The organism is Frankia sp. CeD, assembly GCF_000732115.1.
Lineage (GTDB): Bacteria > Actinomycetota > Actinomycetes > Frankiales > Frankiaceae > Frankia > Frankia casuarinae.
The window spans coordinates 18223-34842 of sequence record NZ_JPGU01000034.1 but is presented as its reverse complement, the minus strand read 5'-3'; the positions used below and the strand labels follow the sequence as shown (position 1 = coordinate 34842).

Below are 16620 nucleotides of genomic sequence, written 5' to 3'. Positions count from 1 at the left end.
GGCGGACGACGATCGAGCCCACCGCGTCGCTTCTGACCAGGGCGCCAGTCGGCCAGGGTGCTAGCAGGATGGTAGCCCGATGGGATCGGAACGCTCGGCTAGGGCCGCTCGGGTGGATCTGGTCCGAGCGGACCCGACAACGGTGGTTGGCCAGAGCGGATCGCGGGGGCATGAAACGGGCGATGAGATCGCGATTCTCCGGCATGTGCCTGCCCCGTAGACGGTTCGCTCGCCTACGTCCGCAATCTTCCGCATCCAGGCTGATGGTCCGTAAGTTTAGCAGTCGGGCCTCGGCCCGATCCCCTTGTTACGTCGGTCACCCCCGGCAGGGCGGTACTCGGTGGCGGATCCAGTGAGGTGGGGTGCGCCATCCGATCCGCTTCCGGGACACCGGCTGCCGGCCGGATCAGGGCATCCCTGATGCCGGTGGCCGCGCTCGCGGAGGCCTGGACAAGGCAGGAGCGGGGCGTGGGCCGCATCATCAATTACCTGGAATAGCCCGCCTTGAATGGCCCGTCGCCCGTCTCATCGGTGGCGAGCAGGTCCTGCAGCTCGGTGACGACCTGCTGGAGCTGGTCGGCGAACGCGTACATCCCGTCCGCGACCGCACGCGGCGTGCTCAGGTAGAGGTTGAACCGGTCCGGCAGCAGCACGTAGGCGATGCCGATGCACTGGCTGCTGGTAGACCCGAAGCCGAAGAACTCGACGTTGGTGGACGGCGCGGAGCTGGTGCTCAGGTAGTCGTCGCGCGCCTTGAGCCAGCCCGGGGCCTCGTAGAGCGCGATCGGCTCGGTCACCCCCAGCCGCTCGCCTTGGCTNCGGGCGATGAACTGCAGCTCCCACAGGTGCTGCTCGGGGGCCCGCCCGGCCTGGCAGTCCTTCGCGCGCCGCACGTGCGCGTCGGCGGCGGCGCGGAACGCGGTCCGGCGGGTGGCGGTGTCGGTGTCCGGGTCGTTGAGTACGGTCACGAACCGCTGGATCTCCGGGGTGACGACCCGCATCGCTTCCGTGCGGCCGCGCCGCCAGTGCCGGGTGGCGATCGATTCGTAGGTGGCGCCGATGTGCCCCTTGGCCCGGCTGTGCGCCAGCTGGTAGGCGAGCTGCACGAATGCGTCCGGTGACGTCTTCAGTGCCTTGGCCCGGTTTTGCCCGAAGTCGGTGAAGGACAACACCGTTGAGGCGGTCGCCGCGGCGAACTCCGCGAACGACGCGCCGGCGGCGGCCACATCCGCCCGCAGGCTGGCGTCGAGGACGAACTCGACGGGCTCGATGACGGGTAGCCCCTGGGGCCGGGCGCCAGAGCTCGCCGAGTGCTCCGCGGGCGAGGTACCCAGCAGGTCGTCGACGAAGCTGAGGATCGTCGTCCCGTCCAGCCCGCAGTGCTCGACGTTGATGCCCGCCCGGCCGTCGGCNAAAACGATCAGTGACACCGCCTTGTCGAACCACCGGTTGGCGCTGTCGCCGTGGAGCAGGTGGTCACACGCGGCCAGGTTGTCCTTGGGGGTGAAGTCTTCCAGGCACAGGGCGAACAGCGCGGTCTCGATCGTGTCGAGCGCGGCCGCGTTGGCGGGGTCCAGAGCGAGCAGCGTCTGGCGGCTCGCGGCCCAGTCAGCCCGGGCCTTGGTGGTGAGCTGGCCGACGGCGGCGTCCGCCGGAATCCGCGACGCGGCGGCCTTCACCACGGCGCGCAGGCCCGCCGCGAGGTCGTCCAGGGTGTACGGGTGACCGTCCGGCCCGACGACGTCCAGCCGGACGATGTTTCCCCGGTGGAAGACGACGATGTGGCGGGCCTGGGACGGCCCGGGCCACTGCTCGCTGTACGGGGTGCGCACGGTGTCCTGGACCGTTCCCGGGATCCGGGTCGTGGAGAACAGGAACGTGTTCTGCGCCATCGACAGCGTCTGGCCGCGCTGGACGATCGGCTCGACCCGCTCGTCGTCGAGGCGCAGCTTGTAGTCGACGGCTGCCGCCACGAGCCCGGCGGCCCGCTCCACCTGCGGCTGCTCGGCGGACAGACCCTCGGCGTCCTTGAACAGGAAGATGTAGTTCGCGTTGAGCGCGATGCGGTCGCGCCGGCCGAGGTAGCGGGAGTCCCAGAAGCCGTCCAGCCAGCTGTGTACGCCCTCGGTGGCGTCGTAGCGCTCCAGCGCCGCGTGCAGGGTGGGGCCGGGGCCGCCCGGTGCCTGGAAGGCCGCGACGGCTGCCTCGGTCGTCGCCTGCTCGGCCGGGGTCAGCAGCGGCGCGGACCAGGCAAGGAAACGTTCGCAGCTCTCCGCCAGCGTGGGCAATGGCACCCGGGGCAGCAGATCGTCGTTCGCGAAGGTTCCGGTGGATCGCTGGGAGCTACTGATCGCATTCATGCTGGGCCTCGGGTTGTCTCGGGGAACTCGTCTCGGGGACACGGTCATGGTGAACGCCACAGGCTGCGTTGGGTCCATGGTCGCCGAGATTCCACGGGTGGCGGGCGTTCCATCGGACATTCGGCTCGTACGGTTCATCCGACTCGCATGATGGCCGGGGCGCCCTCGACCTACCGGCCGCGCGGGGGNCGCCGCCGGCACCGGTCGCCCGTCAGCCTGGCGGAACCGGCCGGGTGGATGTCGCCGCCGGTCGCCGGCCGGAGGCGGGATGAGCGGTCGAGGGACTGGTCACCCCGCGCGGCCGAGAGATGTGCAGCTGGGCGTACAGCCAGCCCTCGGCCTCCAGCCCCCGTGGATCGACGCCGACGGTGGACAGCGTGTCGAGCACGAGCGACTGCTCCTCGGCGGAGGCGAAGCGCCGCTGCCGGAAAACGCCGTTGACGTGCACGGTCTCATACCCGAGCCCCGCGAGCGTCGCCTCGACCGGTTCGAACGGGAACATCCGCAGCACGAAGTGGGCCATCCACGGCCTGCGCTCACCGGCCGCGCGGGCCACCCGGGCGATGGTCCGCTCGGTGACGTACCCGAGGCAGCCCGTCGAGACGACGATGTCCGTTCCGACGAGCCGCTCCCGTTCGGCGTCGGTCGGGTCCCGGTCCTCCAGGTTGGCGTGCACGGCGTCATCGAGGAACCCAGCCGCGGACGCATAGGAGATGGCCGGCCCCGAGCTGTCCAGACCGAGGAACCGGCTCGTCTCCAGCCCGTCGCGGGACCGGACGAGTTCGCGGTCACGGGCGAGCAGCACGTCCCGGGTCGGCCGGGTTCCGGGCGGTGCGTAGCGCTCGTGCAGGTCGTCAAACGTCACGTCACAGCGGAGCAGCGCGGCGTTGATCCCGTAGGAGCAGCCCACGTCCAAGACCGTCGGCGGTCGTCCCCGGACCATCCGGAATTCCCGGATGAGCTGGCTGAAGTACGGTTTGGCGAGCTGCGGGATACGATAGTCGAGTTTCCGCAGGGTACTGAAGTAGGCGTGCGGGTCGGGCTGCGTGTAGATGTGGTCGAGCGAGATCTTCCCGCTGTCGTCGAACCGCCTCGTCCCGGTGGGGTACGCGGCCTCGGAGGAATTCGTGGTTCCGTCGGAGTCGGTGGTCTCGGCAGAATATCTGCTGTCGTCGGAATACACGCGTCTGGCGCTCCTTGTGACGGGCGGTCGGGGCAGACAGGCCGGTGCTGAAGCAGCTCGCCGACCGAGTTCTGGTCCAGCTAGTCCAGCAGCTGGTCGACGCGGACCGCGCTCTTCTCCGCCGCCAGGTGCCGCGGAAGGACCCGGCCGAAGAGCTGCTTCGTGCGCGCGACGCTGCCGACGACCCCGGGGTGCCCGGTGTAGGCGAAGATTGCGGAATGCCGGGCCGTGTCGCCCTCGACCGGGCTCACCCGGTGCATCGAATAGCGGCCCAGGAAAAGCTGGAGATCACCCGGTCGGAGGGCGAGACGCCGGACCAGATGGCCGCCCTCGCCCGCCAGCACGGCCCGCACGTCGGCGAAGTTCTCCGCCTGCGCGGACCTGATGTTCGGGCAGTACTCGAAGTCGCCCCCGGCCCGCGGCGCCTGCGTGAGCAGGCTCACCGCGAATTCGTTCGTGTCGAAGTGCCAGGGGTGCTCCAGCCCGGGGGCGATGATGTTGAGGCACAGCCCGGCCAGCGGGTCGGCGAGTTCGTGGACTCTCGGCAGGTCGAAGCAGCCGGCGATGAAATGCTGGAAGAGCTCGCTGGTGTAGAGGCGGTGGACGGCGAATTCGGTGGGAATCTGGTCGCGGGCGACGAAGGCATNCCCCCGCCGCATCGTGAACCGGCCCGGATGATCGGCCGGCAACGACGGGTCGACCGCGATGTTGTAGGCGTTGACCGTCTCGACCTCGTCATACGCGAGCGGAGCGACGGTGGCGCACTCCTGTGCGACCGCGGTGAATGCGGAGGGCCGGACGAATTCCGGGAGGACACAGCATCCGCGAGTGCGCAGTTCCTCCCGGGCCCACGAGACGACGTCCCGCCAGGCGTGGCTCGGAGGTTCGGTGAGAGGGTAACGAACGGTATTGATCAGCTCGCTGATGGACCAGGTTTCCGTCGCAACCATGTGACTCCTCTCCGCCGCTACGCGGCGGCCCCGGGTCGCCGATGGGAACCGTCCACGACCTCGATGCGATTTGTCACATGGTCGCCCGATGGTCATGATGGCGAAAGTCAGTGTGAGATGTCACACGCCTGTGCTCGCGCGGGACGCGAATCCCGCCCGCCTGCCNCCATTCCAGCAACCCGGCCACGACCTGTCGCGGAGCCACCATCTTCGGGGCGTCCCGCGTCCTCGTCCTGAGCGGCCGTACGTGGGTGCCCGCGGGCCCGGCGGGCGACCGGCCCCGGCCACCGTCGATGCGAACTGGCCGTACCGGCCCCTGTCTGGCCCGGCCGGAAGGTGCCCGGCGCAGGACGCCAACCGTCGGGATCTCAGCCTTCTCGTGTTCACCGGAGATGCGTCCGGCGGGTCCGGTGCAGCGACGTCCGGTAGANCCATATCTGGTATCGCCATGTCCGGTGCAGCGACGTCCGGTACCGCCACATTCGGTACCGCCACGTCCCGTACCGGCGTGCCCGGGAGCGATCCCGGCCCGACCCCGCCGCAACGGCCGATGCCCGAAGGCTGATCCGATGCCTGGAGCCGGCCGTTCCGGGGAGGGAGTCGGTCATCGTACGAGGTTNCAGGAGCTTACGAGCTTCAGCGCCTGGCGGATCTCGCCGAGACGGTTCCATTGTTCGTTGCTGAGAATCGAGACGGCGGCGTGGAACACGCCGTCCTGTTCCTTCGCGATGTGCCTGCGCAGCAGGCTCATCGCCTCGATGACCCGTGTCGGCCAAGCGGGATCGACCCGGACGGTGCCGTCGGTCGCCCCGGCGAGCACAGCCTCGATCCGGCGGTGCTCGCTCTGCAGGATCGCGATCTGTTCGGGGAACTCGAGTGCCATCGCGGGGAACAGACCCTTCNCCNCCNCCNCCGTATGCGGCTGGAGAACCGCCGACATCTGCTCACAGAGTGTCACCATTGCCCCGACATCACCCTGTCGATATGCCTCGTGCGTGTCGGCGATGAGATCGGTGACCTGGTCATGTTCCCCGATCAGGGCCGCGATCGCCGGCAGTGACTGACAGTTGCAGTATTCACGCATAGTACCCACCTTGGGTAGAAGAAGATCAGCGACGACCCCGCGTCCCGCGTGCCCCACCGGCAGCGTCGCCATCCCATCCCCACTCGCACGGCGGCGCTCGTGTCGCGCCGCTCATGGTCATCATCGAATGGCCAGGGCGGCTCCCACACGGCCGATAGTCCTGTCCGGTGCCCTACCAATGGCGGCAGGGCAGCGGTCCGCGAGTCGCCCTTCCCCACGGCCGATCGGAACGAACGGGCAGCATCCGCGCGGTGCCGGCGACAGCGAGCAGCAGCCCCACGACGGCGACGGAGATGGTGTCGGCGGCTGCGACGACCGGTCAGTCCTGACTGTTAGTCCTGACTCTGGTTCAGTCCTGACTGGCGAGATAGCCGATGACCATCGCACCCCACCATCCGGCCTGGGAGAGCAGGTTACTGATTATCGATCGGGCCAGGAGCGCCCGGGACGGGACGGTGGCGGACTGCTCCAGCCGGTGCTGGATCGCCCAGATGTGCAGGCCGTTGAGGGCGATGAGGAGCACCAGTCCGATCTTCACCTGGGTCAGTCGCCTGGACAGGTCCGGATGCAGCAGGATGCCGCTGAGCACGAGCCCCGCCAGACCAGCCCAGATCATCACGTGCAGGCCGCTGGCCACCCGGATGACGTCCGGGAAGCTGCGCCGACCGAACAGCCATGACAGGGCGAAGAAGTCGATGGCGAGGACCGCGCCGAACCCGCCCACGAGCGCGGCGAGATGCACGAACAGGGCGGCGGTGTGCAGGGTCGGGTCGGCGGTGAGGTGGGCGGCGGTCCAGACGGCGGCCGCCCACCCGACGACGAGCGCTGTTCCGGTGGCGAGGAAAACGGCCCATCGTGGCAGAACCCCGCTGGCAGGCGGGGAGGGCTGGGCGATGACCAGGACCGGGACAGGCCGCGGGTCCGCGGGCAGGGAAACGAGCCGCTCGGGGACCTTATCTCCGTGATCATGCATGACTAGTGCCTGAGCGTGACGTTGGTGAAGGTGGCAGTCGTGCCGCTGGCCAACGCCGGCGTGTGGCCTTCCTCGCCGTGCCGGAAGAAGGTCGGTACCCCGATTGTTGCGCGCAACGTGTAGCTGCCGTCCCGCGGGATCGAGAAGTTGTTCGCGTAGTGGAAGAATTCGGCGTAGTAGAAGTTGAGTGTCTTCTCCTCCGCAACCGTGCCCTTGCCGTCGATGACCGCGAGCGTGATTGGTACGTTCGGCACGATCCGGCCCGTGGCCGCCTCCACGGGGATGATCTCAATGTGGTGCGTCTCGTCGGCGGCGGGCTTGCGGAGTATCTGCTGCCCGCCTTTGCCCTCGTACCAGGGTTCCGCGGCCTCGACGATGTAGCCGATTTTCCACGGTCCGCTCTGGACCTCGCCTCCTTCGGACCGGATCTCCTTGGCGAGCGTCGTGTACTGCTTGAACACGCCCTCCGGTACCGCGACGGAGAAGGTGGTCGAGCTGCTTACCGGGTGTCCCGGGGAAGCCGTCGTGGCGTCGGTCGTCGAATCGTCGGAGCAGGCGGTGAGACCGAGCAGCAGGGAGACGGCCAGTACGGGCAAGGCTGTTCGCTGGGGCATACGTCCTCCTCGGGGAAGCCTGATATTAGGTTAGGCTAACCTAAATTGATCAGGTTCCGTCAAGGGAATCACCCTTCCGGTCTATGTAAGCTACTCTCGGTAAGCATTAGCGCCGGGAGGCCTCGGCCTCCCGGCGCACCACGTGCCCTGGCCCGCCGATCGTTGGAAAGGTGGGCGCGGCCACGCCGCCGAACTCAGCAGATGCGGGGGAGCTGCTCGCCGAGCGGCCGGTCGACGATGCGGGTTCCCCCGAACGCGGTGCGCCCGACAACCACGCCCGGATGCTCCGCGGTGACCGTGCCGATGACGGCCGCGTCACGCCCCGCCGGATGCGCCCGCATCGCCGCGAGCGCCGCGTCGGCGTCGGCGTCGGCGACGAACGCGACCAGCTTGCCCTCGTTCGCCACGTGCAGCGGGTCGAGGCCGAGGAACCCGCAGGCCGCCTCGACCGCGGGCGGCACCGGCACGGCGCGCTCGGCGAACTCGATGCCCGTCCCGGACGCGGCGGCGATCTCGCACAGCGCGGTCGCGAGGCCACCTCGGGTCGGGTCGCGCAGCGCGTGGACCCCCGGGGCGGCCGCCAGCACCGCCGCGACCAGCCCGTGCAGCGCCGTCGTGTCGGAGCGGACCTCGCCGCCGAACTCCAGCCCGTCGCGCACGCTCAGCACGGCGACACCGTGCTCGCCGACGGGACCGGAGACGATGACCCGGTCGCCGGGTCTCGCCCGTTCGGGGCGGATGTCCACCTCGGCCGGGACGAGCCCGATGCCGCTGGTGTTCACGTACAGACCGTCGGCCAGCCCGCGCTCGACGACCTTGGTGTCCCCGGTCGCCAGCCGCNCCCCCGCCGCGGCGGCGGCCCGGCCCATCGCCTGCGCCACCCGGCCCAGGACCGCGAGCTCCAGGCCCTCCTCGAGGATGAACCCGGCCGAGAGCGCCACCGGCACCGCGCCGGCACAGGCCAGGTCGTTGATGGTGCCGTGGACCGCGAGCTCGCCGATGGAGCCACCGGGGAAGAACAGCGGGCGCACCACGTACGAGTCGGTGGAGAACGCGAGCCGGGCGCCCGCGACATCCAGGACCGCCGAGTCCGCCGGTGCCCGCGCCGTGTCGGTGGTCCCGAACGCGGGCAGGAACAGATGCTCGATCAGCTCGCTCGACAGCACGCCGCCGCCGCCGTGCCCCAGTACCACCTGGTGATGGTCACGCAGCGGAAGTGGGCAGGTCCAACCGGTCGGGTCGACGGGGTCAGCCACGGCTGCCCGCCGGAGTCAGTCGCCGGAACTGGAAGTAGGCGGCGCATGCCCCCTCCGCCGAGACCATCGTCGCGCCGAGCGGGGTGCGTGGCGTGCAGGAGGTTCCGAACGCCGGGCACTGCGGCGGTTTGACCAGGCCCTGCAACACCTCGCCGCTGCGGCATTCGGCCGGTTCGGCCACCGTGAGGCCCTCGACGTCGAAGCGGACCTCGGCGTCGAAGTCCCGGTACGCCGCGGACAGCCGCCAACCCGAGTCCGGGATTGTCCCGATTCCCCGCCAGGCCCGGTCACACACCGTGAAAACCTCGGCGAGGATTTCCCGGGCCGCCGGGTTGCCCGCCGGCCGCACCGCCCGCGGGTAGGCGTTCGCGAGTTCTGCCCGCCCCGCCTCGAGCTGCTCGACGGCGTGGCGCACCCCGTCGAGCAGGTCGAGCGGCTCGAAACCGGTGACGACGATCGGTACCCGGTAGGTCGCCACCAATGGCTCGTACTGGAAGGTGCCCATCACCGTGCACACGTGGCCGGCTGCCAGGAACGCCGCCACCCGGTTCGCCGGCGAGGAGAGGACCGCGGTCATCGCCGGCGGCACCAGCACGTGGCTGACAAGTACGGAGAAGTTGTCGATTCCACGGCGCCGGGCCGTCACCACGGCCATCGCGTTGGCTGGGGNGGTGGTCTCGAAGCCCACTCCGAAGAACACGACCTGGCGGTCCGGGTTCTCCTCGGCGAGGCGGACCGCGTCGAGCGGCGAGTAGACCACCCGGACGTCCCCGCCACGCGCCCGGACCATGAACAGGTCCATGCCGCTGCCGGGGACCCGCAGCATGTCCCCGAACGAGCAGAAGATCACCTCGGGGCGGGCGGCGATCGCCAGCGCCCGGTCGATCGTCTCCAGCGGCGTGACGCACACTGGGCAGCCGGGGCCGTGGATGAACTCGACCTGGTCCGTGAGGAGCTGATCGATTCCGTTGCGGATGATCGAGTGGGTCTGGCCGCCGCAGACCTCCATGATCGCCCAGCGCCGGGTCGCGGTGGCGATGATCGCATCCAGCAGCCGGCGGGCCAACGCCGGGTCGCGGAACTCCGCCAGGTACCTCACCGGCCCGGCCCGGTCATGCCCGGTTCCGCCGCGCGCGATCCCAGCTCCTCCTCGAGCAGCCCCAGGTCCCGGAACATCGCGAGGGTCTCCCGCGCCGCGGCCTCGTCCAGCCTGATCAGCCCGAAGCCGGCATGGATGATCGTGTACTGCCCGACGGTCGCGTCGGGCAGGTAGGCGAGGCACACCGTCTTGGTGACGCCGCCGAAATCGACGATCGCCATCCGCGTACCACGGTCGTCCCAGATCTCGATGNTCCGGCCCGGTATCCCCAGACACATGCCTCAGGCTTCCTTCCCGCCGAAGGTCGGCTCCGTCGGGCGGCTCAGCGCCGCGACCGCCGCCTGGCCCAGCGCCAGCCCACCGTCGCCCGGCGGCACCACCCGATGGACGAGTACGTCGAACCCGGCAGTGGCGAGCCGGGCGCGGCAGGCCCGCGTCAGCACTACGTTGGCGAACACCCCGCCGGTCAGACCGACCAGGCGGACTCCGTACCGCCGCCGCGCGAGCCCCGCGACCTCGGCCACCGCGTCCGCGACCGCCAGATGGAACGCGCCGGCCAGCACCGGCACCGCCACTCCCGCCCGCAGACCGGCGACGATCCCCGCGAGCACCCCCACCGGGTCGAGGACGCCGTTCGCCAGGCCGAAGGAGAGCCGGCAGGCACCGGCGCCGCCGAGTCCGGCGCCGCCGAGTCCGGCGCCGCCGAACTCCGCCGCGGCGAGCGCCTCCAGCTCGACGGCGGCCTGCGCCTCGTAGGTGATCCGGTGACGCACCCCGAGCAGTGACGCCACCGCGTCGAACAGGCGGCCCATGCTCGTGCAGGGCACGCAGGCCACGCCCCGGTCCAGCGCGGTGCGCAGGGTGCGCAACTCCGCCACGGAGCAGGCCCGCACCGGCGCCAGGTCCGCGGTCCAGTCCAGGTCGGCGGCGGCCAGATGGGCGAGCGCGACCCGGTACGGATTGCGGACGGCGGCGTCGCCCCCGGGCAGGCCGATCGGACGCAGGTGCGCGACCCGCTCGGCGCGGGCGACGTCCGGGCCTACCAGCAGCACCTCGCCGCCCCAGATCGTGCCGTCGAGCCCGTAGCCGGTGCCGTCGAACGCGACCCCGAGGATGGTGTCGCCGAGCCTGCCGTGCTCGGCGAGTAGGGCGGCCACATGGGCATGGTGGTGCTGGACCAGGTGCGGCAATCGGCCGGCGGACCGTGACCCGTGGGTGGAGGTCTGGTTCGCCCCCGCCGCCGGGTCCCCGGCTGCCGCCTGTTCGGTCCCCGTAGCCGCCGCGCGTTCGGCCCAGGCCCGGGTGACGTATCCCGGATGGAGGTCGGCGGCGAGCGTCTCCGGCGCGACGCCGTACAGATCGGTCAGGTGCGCGGCGGAGCGCTCGAAGGCCCTGAGCGCCGCCAGGCTGCCCATGTCACCCAGATGCTGGGACACGAACGCGCGACGGTCCGTGGTGAGGCAGAACGTGCTCTTGCCCTCGCCGCCCACGGCGAGCACCGACCGGACGGGGCGGCCGAGGTCCACCGGCAGCGGAACGTATCCGCGGGAGCGCCGCACCGGCAGCACCTGCCCGTCGTCTCCGTCGTCCCCGTAGCCGCAGCGCACCACCGAGTCGTCACACGGCAGGAGGATCGGTCGGTCGTGCCGGAGGAACGCATCAGCGAGGCCGGCGAGCCGGTCCCGCGCGTCGTCGTCGGCGAAGCAGATGGGCTCGCCCGAACGGTTGCCACTGGTCATCACCAGCATCCGCGGCGGTCGCGGGCCGCCACCCGGGACCGGCGCGAACAGCAGGTGGTGCACGGGTGTGTACGGCAGCAGCAGCCCCACCAGCGGAGTGCCGGGGGCGACCAGCCGCGACATCCCCGATATCCCTGACATCCCCGCCGCGGGCGAGCGGCGGACGAGCACGATCGGAGCGGCCGGCGATGCCAGCAGCGCCGCCTCCGCCGACGACAGGTCGGCCACCAGGGCGGCCGTCGCCAGGTCGCGCACCATCACCGCGAACGGCTTGTCGGGCCGGTCCTTGCGGGCGCGCAGGCGCGCCAGGGCCGTGTCGCCGGCCGTGTCGCCCGGGTCGTTCTCGGCCGAGCAGGCCAGGTGGTAGCCGCCGACGCCCTTGACCGCGACCACCGCGCCGTCCGCCAGTGCCCGCTGGGCCGCCGCCAGCGCGGCGTCCGTGCCGTGGACCTCCGGTCCGGTGCCGTCCGCGGGGCTGAACCACAGCTTCGGTCCGCAGGACGGGCAGGCGACGGGTTCGGCGTGGAAACGGCGGTCCGCCGGGTCGGCGTACTCCGCCGCGCACCGCGCGCACATCGGGAAGCGGGCCATCGTCGTGGCCGCGCGGTCATACGGCAGCGCGCTGATGATCGTGTACCGCGGGCCGCAGTTGGTGCAGGTGATGAACGGGTGGCGGTGGCGCCGGTCGGTCGGGTCGAACATCTCGCGCAGGCAGTCGGCGCACACCGCGGTGTCCGCGGGTACCAGGGTGCGATCGCCGGGAACGGTCGCGCCGGCCACGATCCGGAACCCGGCGTCGCCGGCGGTCGACCGGGTCACGCTCGTCACCGTGACGCGCTCGATGCGCGCGAGCGGTGGCGCCTGCGGTTCGAGTCGGCGCAGGAACTCGGCCACGGCCACCTCGTCGCCTTCGACCTCGGCGAACACCGAGGTCGAGTCGTTGCCGACGAATCCCGCGAGCCCGAGGGTGCCCGCGAGCCGGTGGACGTAGGGCCGGAAACCGACGCCCTGGACGACGCCCTCCACCACGACCCGGCGCCGGACCCGGCGCCCGGTCCGCCCGGTCCGCCCGGTCCGCCCTCCGGTCATACCCGCCGCCAGATCATGACCCGGTTGTTGCCCGAGTCCGCCACCGCGAGCCGGTCGCCGCGCACCGAGAGGCCGTACGGCCAGCAGAAGGTGTCGGCCTCGACGCGGGTCCACCGGTTCTCCCCGGTCTCGGCGAACGACGGCTGGCCGAGCACACCGGTCGCGGGCGTGGAACTGCGCCGCGGCAGCTCCTCCCACAGCAGGACGCGGTTGTTGGCGGTGTCCGCGACGGCCAGCAGGTGCCCGTAGCTGTCGACGGCGTAGGGGAAGCGCAGGACGTCGGCCCGGCCGGGCGCGTAGGGGAACTCCCCGGAGCATGCGAGATCGGGCTGGCCGAGCACCAGATCGGCGTCGCCGTCGGCGTCGGGATGGGGGGCCCAGCCGAGCAGCCGGTGGTTGCCGGCGTCCGCGACCAGCAGCCGGTCGGCGGTGCCGGCGAGGTCGTGCGGCCACCGGAAGCTCGCCGGACCGGCCGCGCCGCCACGGTTCTCGTCCCGGCGGGTGGGATCGGGCTGCCCCAGCACCAGGTCGGGTAGCCGGCCGGGCGAGGACGGCAGGCCATTCGACCAGCCCAGGATCCGCCGGTTACCGGTGTCGGCGACGTAGAAGCGCCCACCCACCACGGCCACCCCGAAGGGCCAGTAGAAGGTGTCTGGTCCGCACGGGCCGCCCCGGTTCTCGCGGACGGCGTCGGCGTCCGGCTGCCCGAGCACGAGGTCGGGGGCGGTGTCGGTGACCGTCGGGACCTCGTTCCAGACCAGCACCCGGTGGTGCCAGGCATCGGCGACCACGAGCCGGCCATCCGTGACGAGCACGCCGGTCGGCAGGTGCAGGCCGCGTTCGGGCCCGCGCCCCGCGGCCGCCGGCCCTTCGCTCGTCGCGTCGGCCTGGCCGAGCACGACGTCGGCGGGGGCGCCGTCGACGGCCGGCAGACCATGCCAGATCAGCACCCGGTGGTTACCCGAGTCCGCCACCACGAGCAGGTCGTCGCCGAGCCACACCCCGCGCGGCGCGTACAGCCGGGACGCCGACGGCCGCGCCGACGGCAGGGCCAGCCCGCCGGGCGCCGGGGCGCCGATCCACACCGCCGGTTCCCAGCTCCCCGCCCATCCGCCCCGTCCCGCCTGGCCGCCCCGTCCCGCCTGGCCGCCCCGTCCCGCCTGGCCGTCCTGCCCCACCCATCTGGTCGGAGTGCTCGGAGTGGCGTCACCGAGTGTTCCGCTGCCGGGCGTCACGTCGGCTTCGCGGTGAGTCGGCGGGCGATCTCGTCGAGCACCCCGCGCACGGCCAGGACGGCGTCGGGGTCCCCGACCTCCTCGAAGATCGCCCGTGCCTCGTGCAGCACCGCCTGCGCCGGGTCGAAGAGGCCGAGGTGGGCCAGGGCGTTGCCCTGGTTCGCCCGAGCCCGGGCGTAGCCGAGGGGGTCGGCGTCGCGGTCGCGGGCGGCGATGACCTCCTGGTAGCGCGCGACCGCCTCCCGCAGGTTGTCCTCCCGGTGTGCGGACGGCGCGTAGACCAAGGCGTTGGCCAGGTTGAGCTGGGTGCTGGCCCACCGCTCGGGATGAGTCTCGCGGGTGTAGACGGACAGAGCGGTCCGCAGGCCCTGCACAGCCACGCCGACCCGCAGCTGGTCGGACGCCTGCGCCATCGGCATGGTCAGATACGCCGTGGCGAGGTTGACCTGTGCCGCCGCGAACAGCTCCGGGGCGGTGTCGATGCGGACCAGGCGCAGCGCCGAGAGGTAGTGCTCCACCGCGACCTTCAGGCCCGCCGGATCGTCCCCGGCCAGCTCCTGGTAGGCCGAACCGAGGCTCAGGTGCAACTCGGCCCGGCCGACCGTGAGGTCGGTGGCGGCCAGCGCGGCGAGCGCCGCCGTCAGCTCTGCGATGACGGCCGGGCTCGGTCCCTCGACTCCGCGACGCAGGTCCGCCGCGGTGGACCTGAGCTGGGCGGCGAGACCGGGGGAGGGTTCCCGCGCCGCGGCGATGGCCCGCTCCAGCAGCCCCGCTGCCTCGCCCGTCCGGCCGGCGGCCATGGCGTGGGCGGCGTGTGCGGACCACACCATCGCCGCGATCTCGTCGGTCTCCCCGCCGGGCGGCGGAGGTTCGTCCAGCTCGCCCAGGGCGAACCGGACTACGTCCACCAGGATCCCCAGCTCGTCGCCGAGCGCCCGGCGCAGTGCCACCGGGTCTTCGGGGTCCGCGCCCGCTGGTCGCAGCACGAAGCGGTTGTAGCGGTCGACCGGGTCGTCGCCGCGCAGCTGCCCGAGGGCCGCGACGACCTCCCCGCGGTAGGCGAGCTCCAGCGCGGCCAGCTCCGCCGGCCAGGCCACCGGCACCTTCCCGGCCGCCAGTGTCCGGCGCAGGTCGGCCGTGGCCTCGCCGCCCGGCACGAGCAGGAAGCCGGCCGGCAGCGGAAAGACCCCGACGGGCTGCGGGCGCGCGCAGGTCACGCCCGTGCTGATGACGTCGTCCTCACCCATGCGCGTCCTCACCCATGCGTCTGGTCATCTGGACCTGTGCGTCCGGTCATCCATGCGTCCGGTCATCCGTCCGTTCCGCCGGTCCCGGGGGCGAGACCAGAGAGGATCATGTCCCGGACCTGTTCCATCGCCCGGCGCACCGCGGGACTGAGATCGGCGCCGGGCTCCACGCCGCCCGCCTCGATGAGGTAGACGACGACGTCGTCCGGGTAGCCGTCGCCGAGCAGCCAGCGCCCGAACGCCAGCGCCTGGTCCCAGCGGAAGGCGTGCGGGTGCGGCGCGTCCAGGGGCAGGTTCTCCAGCTGTGCGCCCGGGACCTCGAACACGGTCCCGGGCTCGGCCCCGGTGCGGCTGGCGTCGACGACCACGACCCGGCGTGCGCCGCGCATCGCGAACGCCGTGTCCATCCCGGCGGTCCCCCCGTCAACCAGGCGCACCCCGGCCGGGACGCCCGTCTCGGCGAGCCGGCGGACCAGGATCGGCCCGACCCCGTCGTCACCGCGCAGCAGGTTGCCGCAGCCGATCACGGCCACCTCGCNCCCTGGTGGTTCGAAACCGGGCGGATCGACCTGCNCCCGCGGCCCGACCGGGGGCCGCGAGGCGGCACCCGCCTCGCGATCCCCGGTCATAGGTCGGTCCCGGTCATAGGTTGTCGTTGATGACGAACCTGCTGAGCTCCCGGCCGGTCCTGCCGTCGTAGGCGTGGACCGTGCAGACCAGGCACGAGTCGAAGCTGCGGGCCACGTGGCCGAGCTCGATCGGGTTCTCCGGATCCACGATGGGCGTGCCGACGAGGGCCTGCTCGATGGGACCGGGCGCCTCGGAGCCGTCGCGGGGGCCGATGTTCCAGGCGGTCGGGGTGACCACCTGGTAGTTCGCGATCTTGCCGTCCTCGATGACGATCCAGTCCGAGAGCGAGCCGCGGGCCGCCTCCGTGGAACCGAAGCCGCGCCCTTCGGTGTACTCCACCGGCTTGAGGTGAAACGGCTCGCGTAGGTCCAGCTGGTCGAGCCAGGCCCGCGTCCACTGGTAGTACCTGGCGGCCTCGTGCATCCGGGCCAGCAGGCGGACCATCACCGACGGGCCGATGGCCGCCAGGATGTCCCCGAACAACGGGTCGTCGTCCTGGTGGGCACCCGCGCCGGGAGCCGCGGCTGCGACGCGGCGGGCGAGTGGCCCGGCCTCCAACGGCAGGNATCCGTGGTTCGGCACCTCGTACCGGGGTGACTTCGCCCAGCTGTACTTGCCCTGCTCCCGGCCGCGCGCCGGATCGATGGGCCGGGTCTCGCCGTCGAACGGGTGGCGCGCCTCGGTTCCCTCGTAGAACGAGTGGGTGACGTCCTCCCGCACCCGGGCCTGGTCGAACTCGAAGTACCCGCCGCCCGCGTACACCCCGGACCGGCCGATGAGTGCCGCGTTGCGGCCGGAGATGGTCGGCCGGGTGTAGAGGTCGGGGGCGAAGTACGTCCCGGTCGCCAGGTAGTTGCCGACTCCCTGGCCGTAGCGATCCAGGCCGATGTCTAGGCAGTACCGGAGGAAGAAGCCGCAGTCGCTGTCGTGCTGGGCGGGGTTCTCGTCCACCCAGGCGAGCACGTCCTGCCAGGTACGGTTGGCCAGCCAGCGCTCCACCGAGCAGCCGAGCCACTGCTTCTCCAGCCAGTTGACCTTCCAGTGCTCCAGGATGGCGATGGAGCGGGTCACGTCCGACAGCGTCGGCGCGCACATCACCCCGCCGGGCACCATGAAGCTGGAGTGCGGCCACTGCCCGCCGAAGATGGCGTAGACCNNNNC

Annotated in this window: 12 protein-coding genes and 2 pseudogenes (1 of these 14 only partly in view); all 14 read right to left on the bottom strand. The window is 71.7% G+C overall.

From position 1 onward, the window contains the following. Nucleotides 1-485: 485 nt before the first annotated feature. A complete protein-coding gene (locus tag CED_RS16190; RefSeq protein WP_035911975.1) occupies nt 486-2360 on the bottom strand; it encodes a choline/carnitine O-acyltransferase in 1875 nt (624 codons plus the stop codon). A 211-nt stretch (nt 2361-2571) separates the two neighbouring features. Beyond that, nucleotides 2572-3543, bottom strand: coding sequence for a hypothetical protein (locus CED_RS16185; RefSeq protein WP_011435514.1), 972 nt, complete (start codon nt 3541-3543; stop codon nt 2572-2574). An 80-nt stretch (nt 3544-3623) separates the two neighbouring features. Continuing rightward, entirely contained in the window at nt 3624-4493 is an 870-nt protein-coding gene (locus tag CED_RS16180; RefSeq protein ID WP_035911973.1) for an ArpA protein, read from the bottom strand. Between the two features lie 604 nt (nt 4494-5097). Continuing rightward, nucleotides 5098-5649 (bottom strand): annotated as a pseudogene (locus tag CED_RS16175) (hemerythrin domain-containing protein). Between the two features lie 277 nt (nt 5650-5926). Continuing rightward, the gene (locus tag CED_RS16170) at nt 5927-6550 is read right to left on the bottom strand and encodes a hypothetical protein (protein WP_011435517.1); all 624 of its coding nucleotides are present in this window, start codon (nt 6548-6550) and stop codon (nt 5927-5929) included. 2 nt (nt 6551-6552) lie between these two features. Next, complete coding sequence (locus tag CED_RS16165) at nt 6553-7164, bottom strand: hypothetical protein (RefSeq protein WP_011435518.1); 612 nt, start codon at nt 7162-7164, stop codon at nt 6553-6555. A gap of 194 nt (nt 7165-7358) precedes the next feature. Further along, nucleotides 7359-8420: a hydrogenase expression/formation protein HypE gene (gene hypE / locus CED_RS16160; RefSeq protein WP_035733716.1), complete on the bottom strand. Its 1062-nt coding sequence runs from the start codon at nt 8418-8420 to the stop codon at nt 7359-7361. After that, on the bottom strand, nt 8413-9519 hold the full coding sequence (gene hypD / locus CED_RS16155) for a hydrogenase formation protein HypD (protein WP_035911971.1): 1107 nt from the start codon (nt 9517-9519) through the stop codon (nt 8413-8415). Before hypD ends, hypE begins: the two co-directional genes overlap by 8 nt. Then, nucleotides 9516-9797 carry a HypC/HybG/HupF family hydrogenase formation chaperone gene (locus tag CED_RS16150; RefSeq protein WP_035911970.1) on the bottom strand — a complete coding sequence of 94 codons (282 nt, stop codon included), beginning with the start codon at nt 9795-9797 and terminating at the stop codon, nt 9516-9518. Before CED_RS16150 ends, hypD begins: the two co-directional genes overlap by 4 nt. A gap of 3 nt (nt 9798-9800) precedes the next feature. Then, a complete protein-coding gene (gene hypF / locus CED_RS16145) occupies nt 9801-12347 on the bottom strand; it encodes a carbamoyltransferase HypF (RefSeq protein ID WP_011435522.1) in 2547 nt (848 codons plus the stop codon). After that, complete coding sequence (locus CED_RS16140; protein ID WP_011435523.1) at nt 12344-13432, bottom strand: NHL repeat-containing protein; 1089 nt, start codon at nt 13430-13432, stop codon at nt 12344-12346. Before CED_RS16140 ends, hypF begins: the two co-directional genes overlap by 4 nt. Before the next feature lie 146 nt (nt 13433-13578). Continuing rightward, nucleotides 13579-14829: a hypothetical protein gene (locus CED_RS16135; RefSeq protein ID WP_011435524.1), complete on the bottom strand. Its 1251-nt coding sequence runs from the start codon at nt 14827-14829 to the stop codon at nt 13579-13581. A gap of 62 nt (nt 14830-14891) precedes the next feature. After that, on the bottom strand, nt 14892-15362 hold the full coding sequence (locus CED_RS16130) for a hydrogenase maturation protease (protein WP_235187110.1): 471 nt from the start codon (nt 15360-15362) through the stop codon (nt 14892-14894). Nucleotides 15363-15471: 109 nt separating this feature from the next. Continuing rightward, a pseudogene (locus CED_RS16125) lies at nt 15472-16620 on the bottom strand (nickel-dependent hydrogenase large subunit) (it continues 459 nt past the right edge of the window).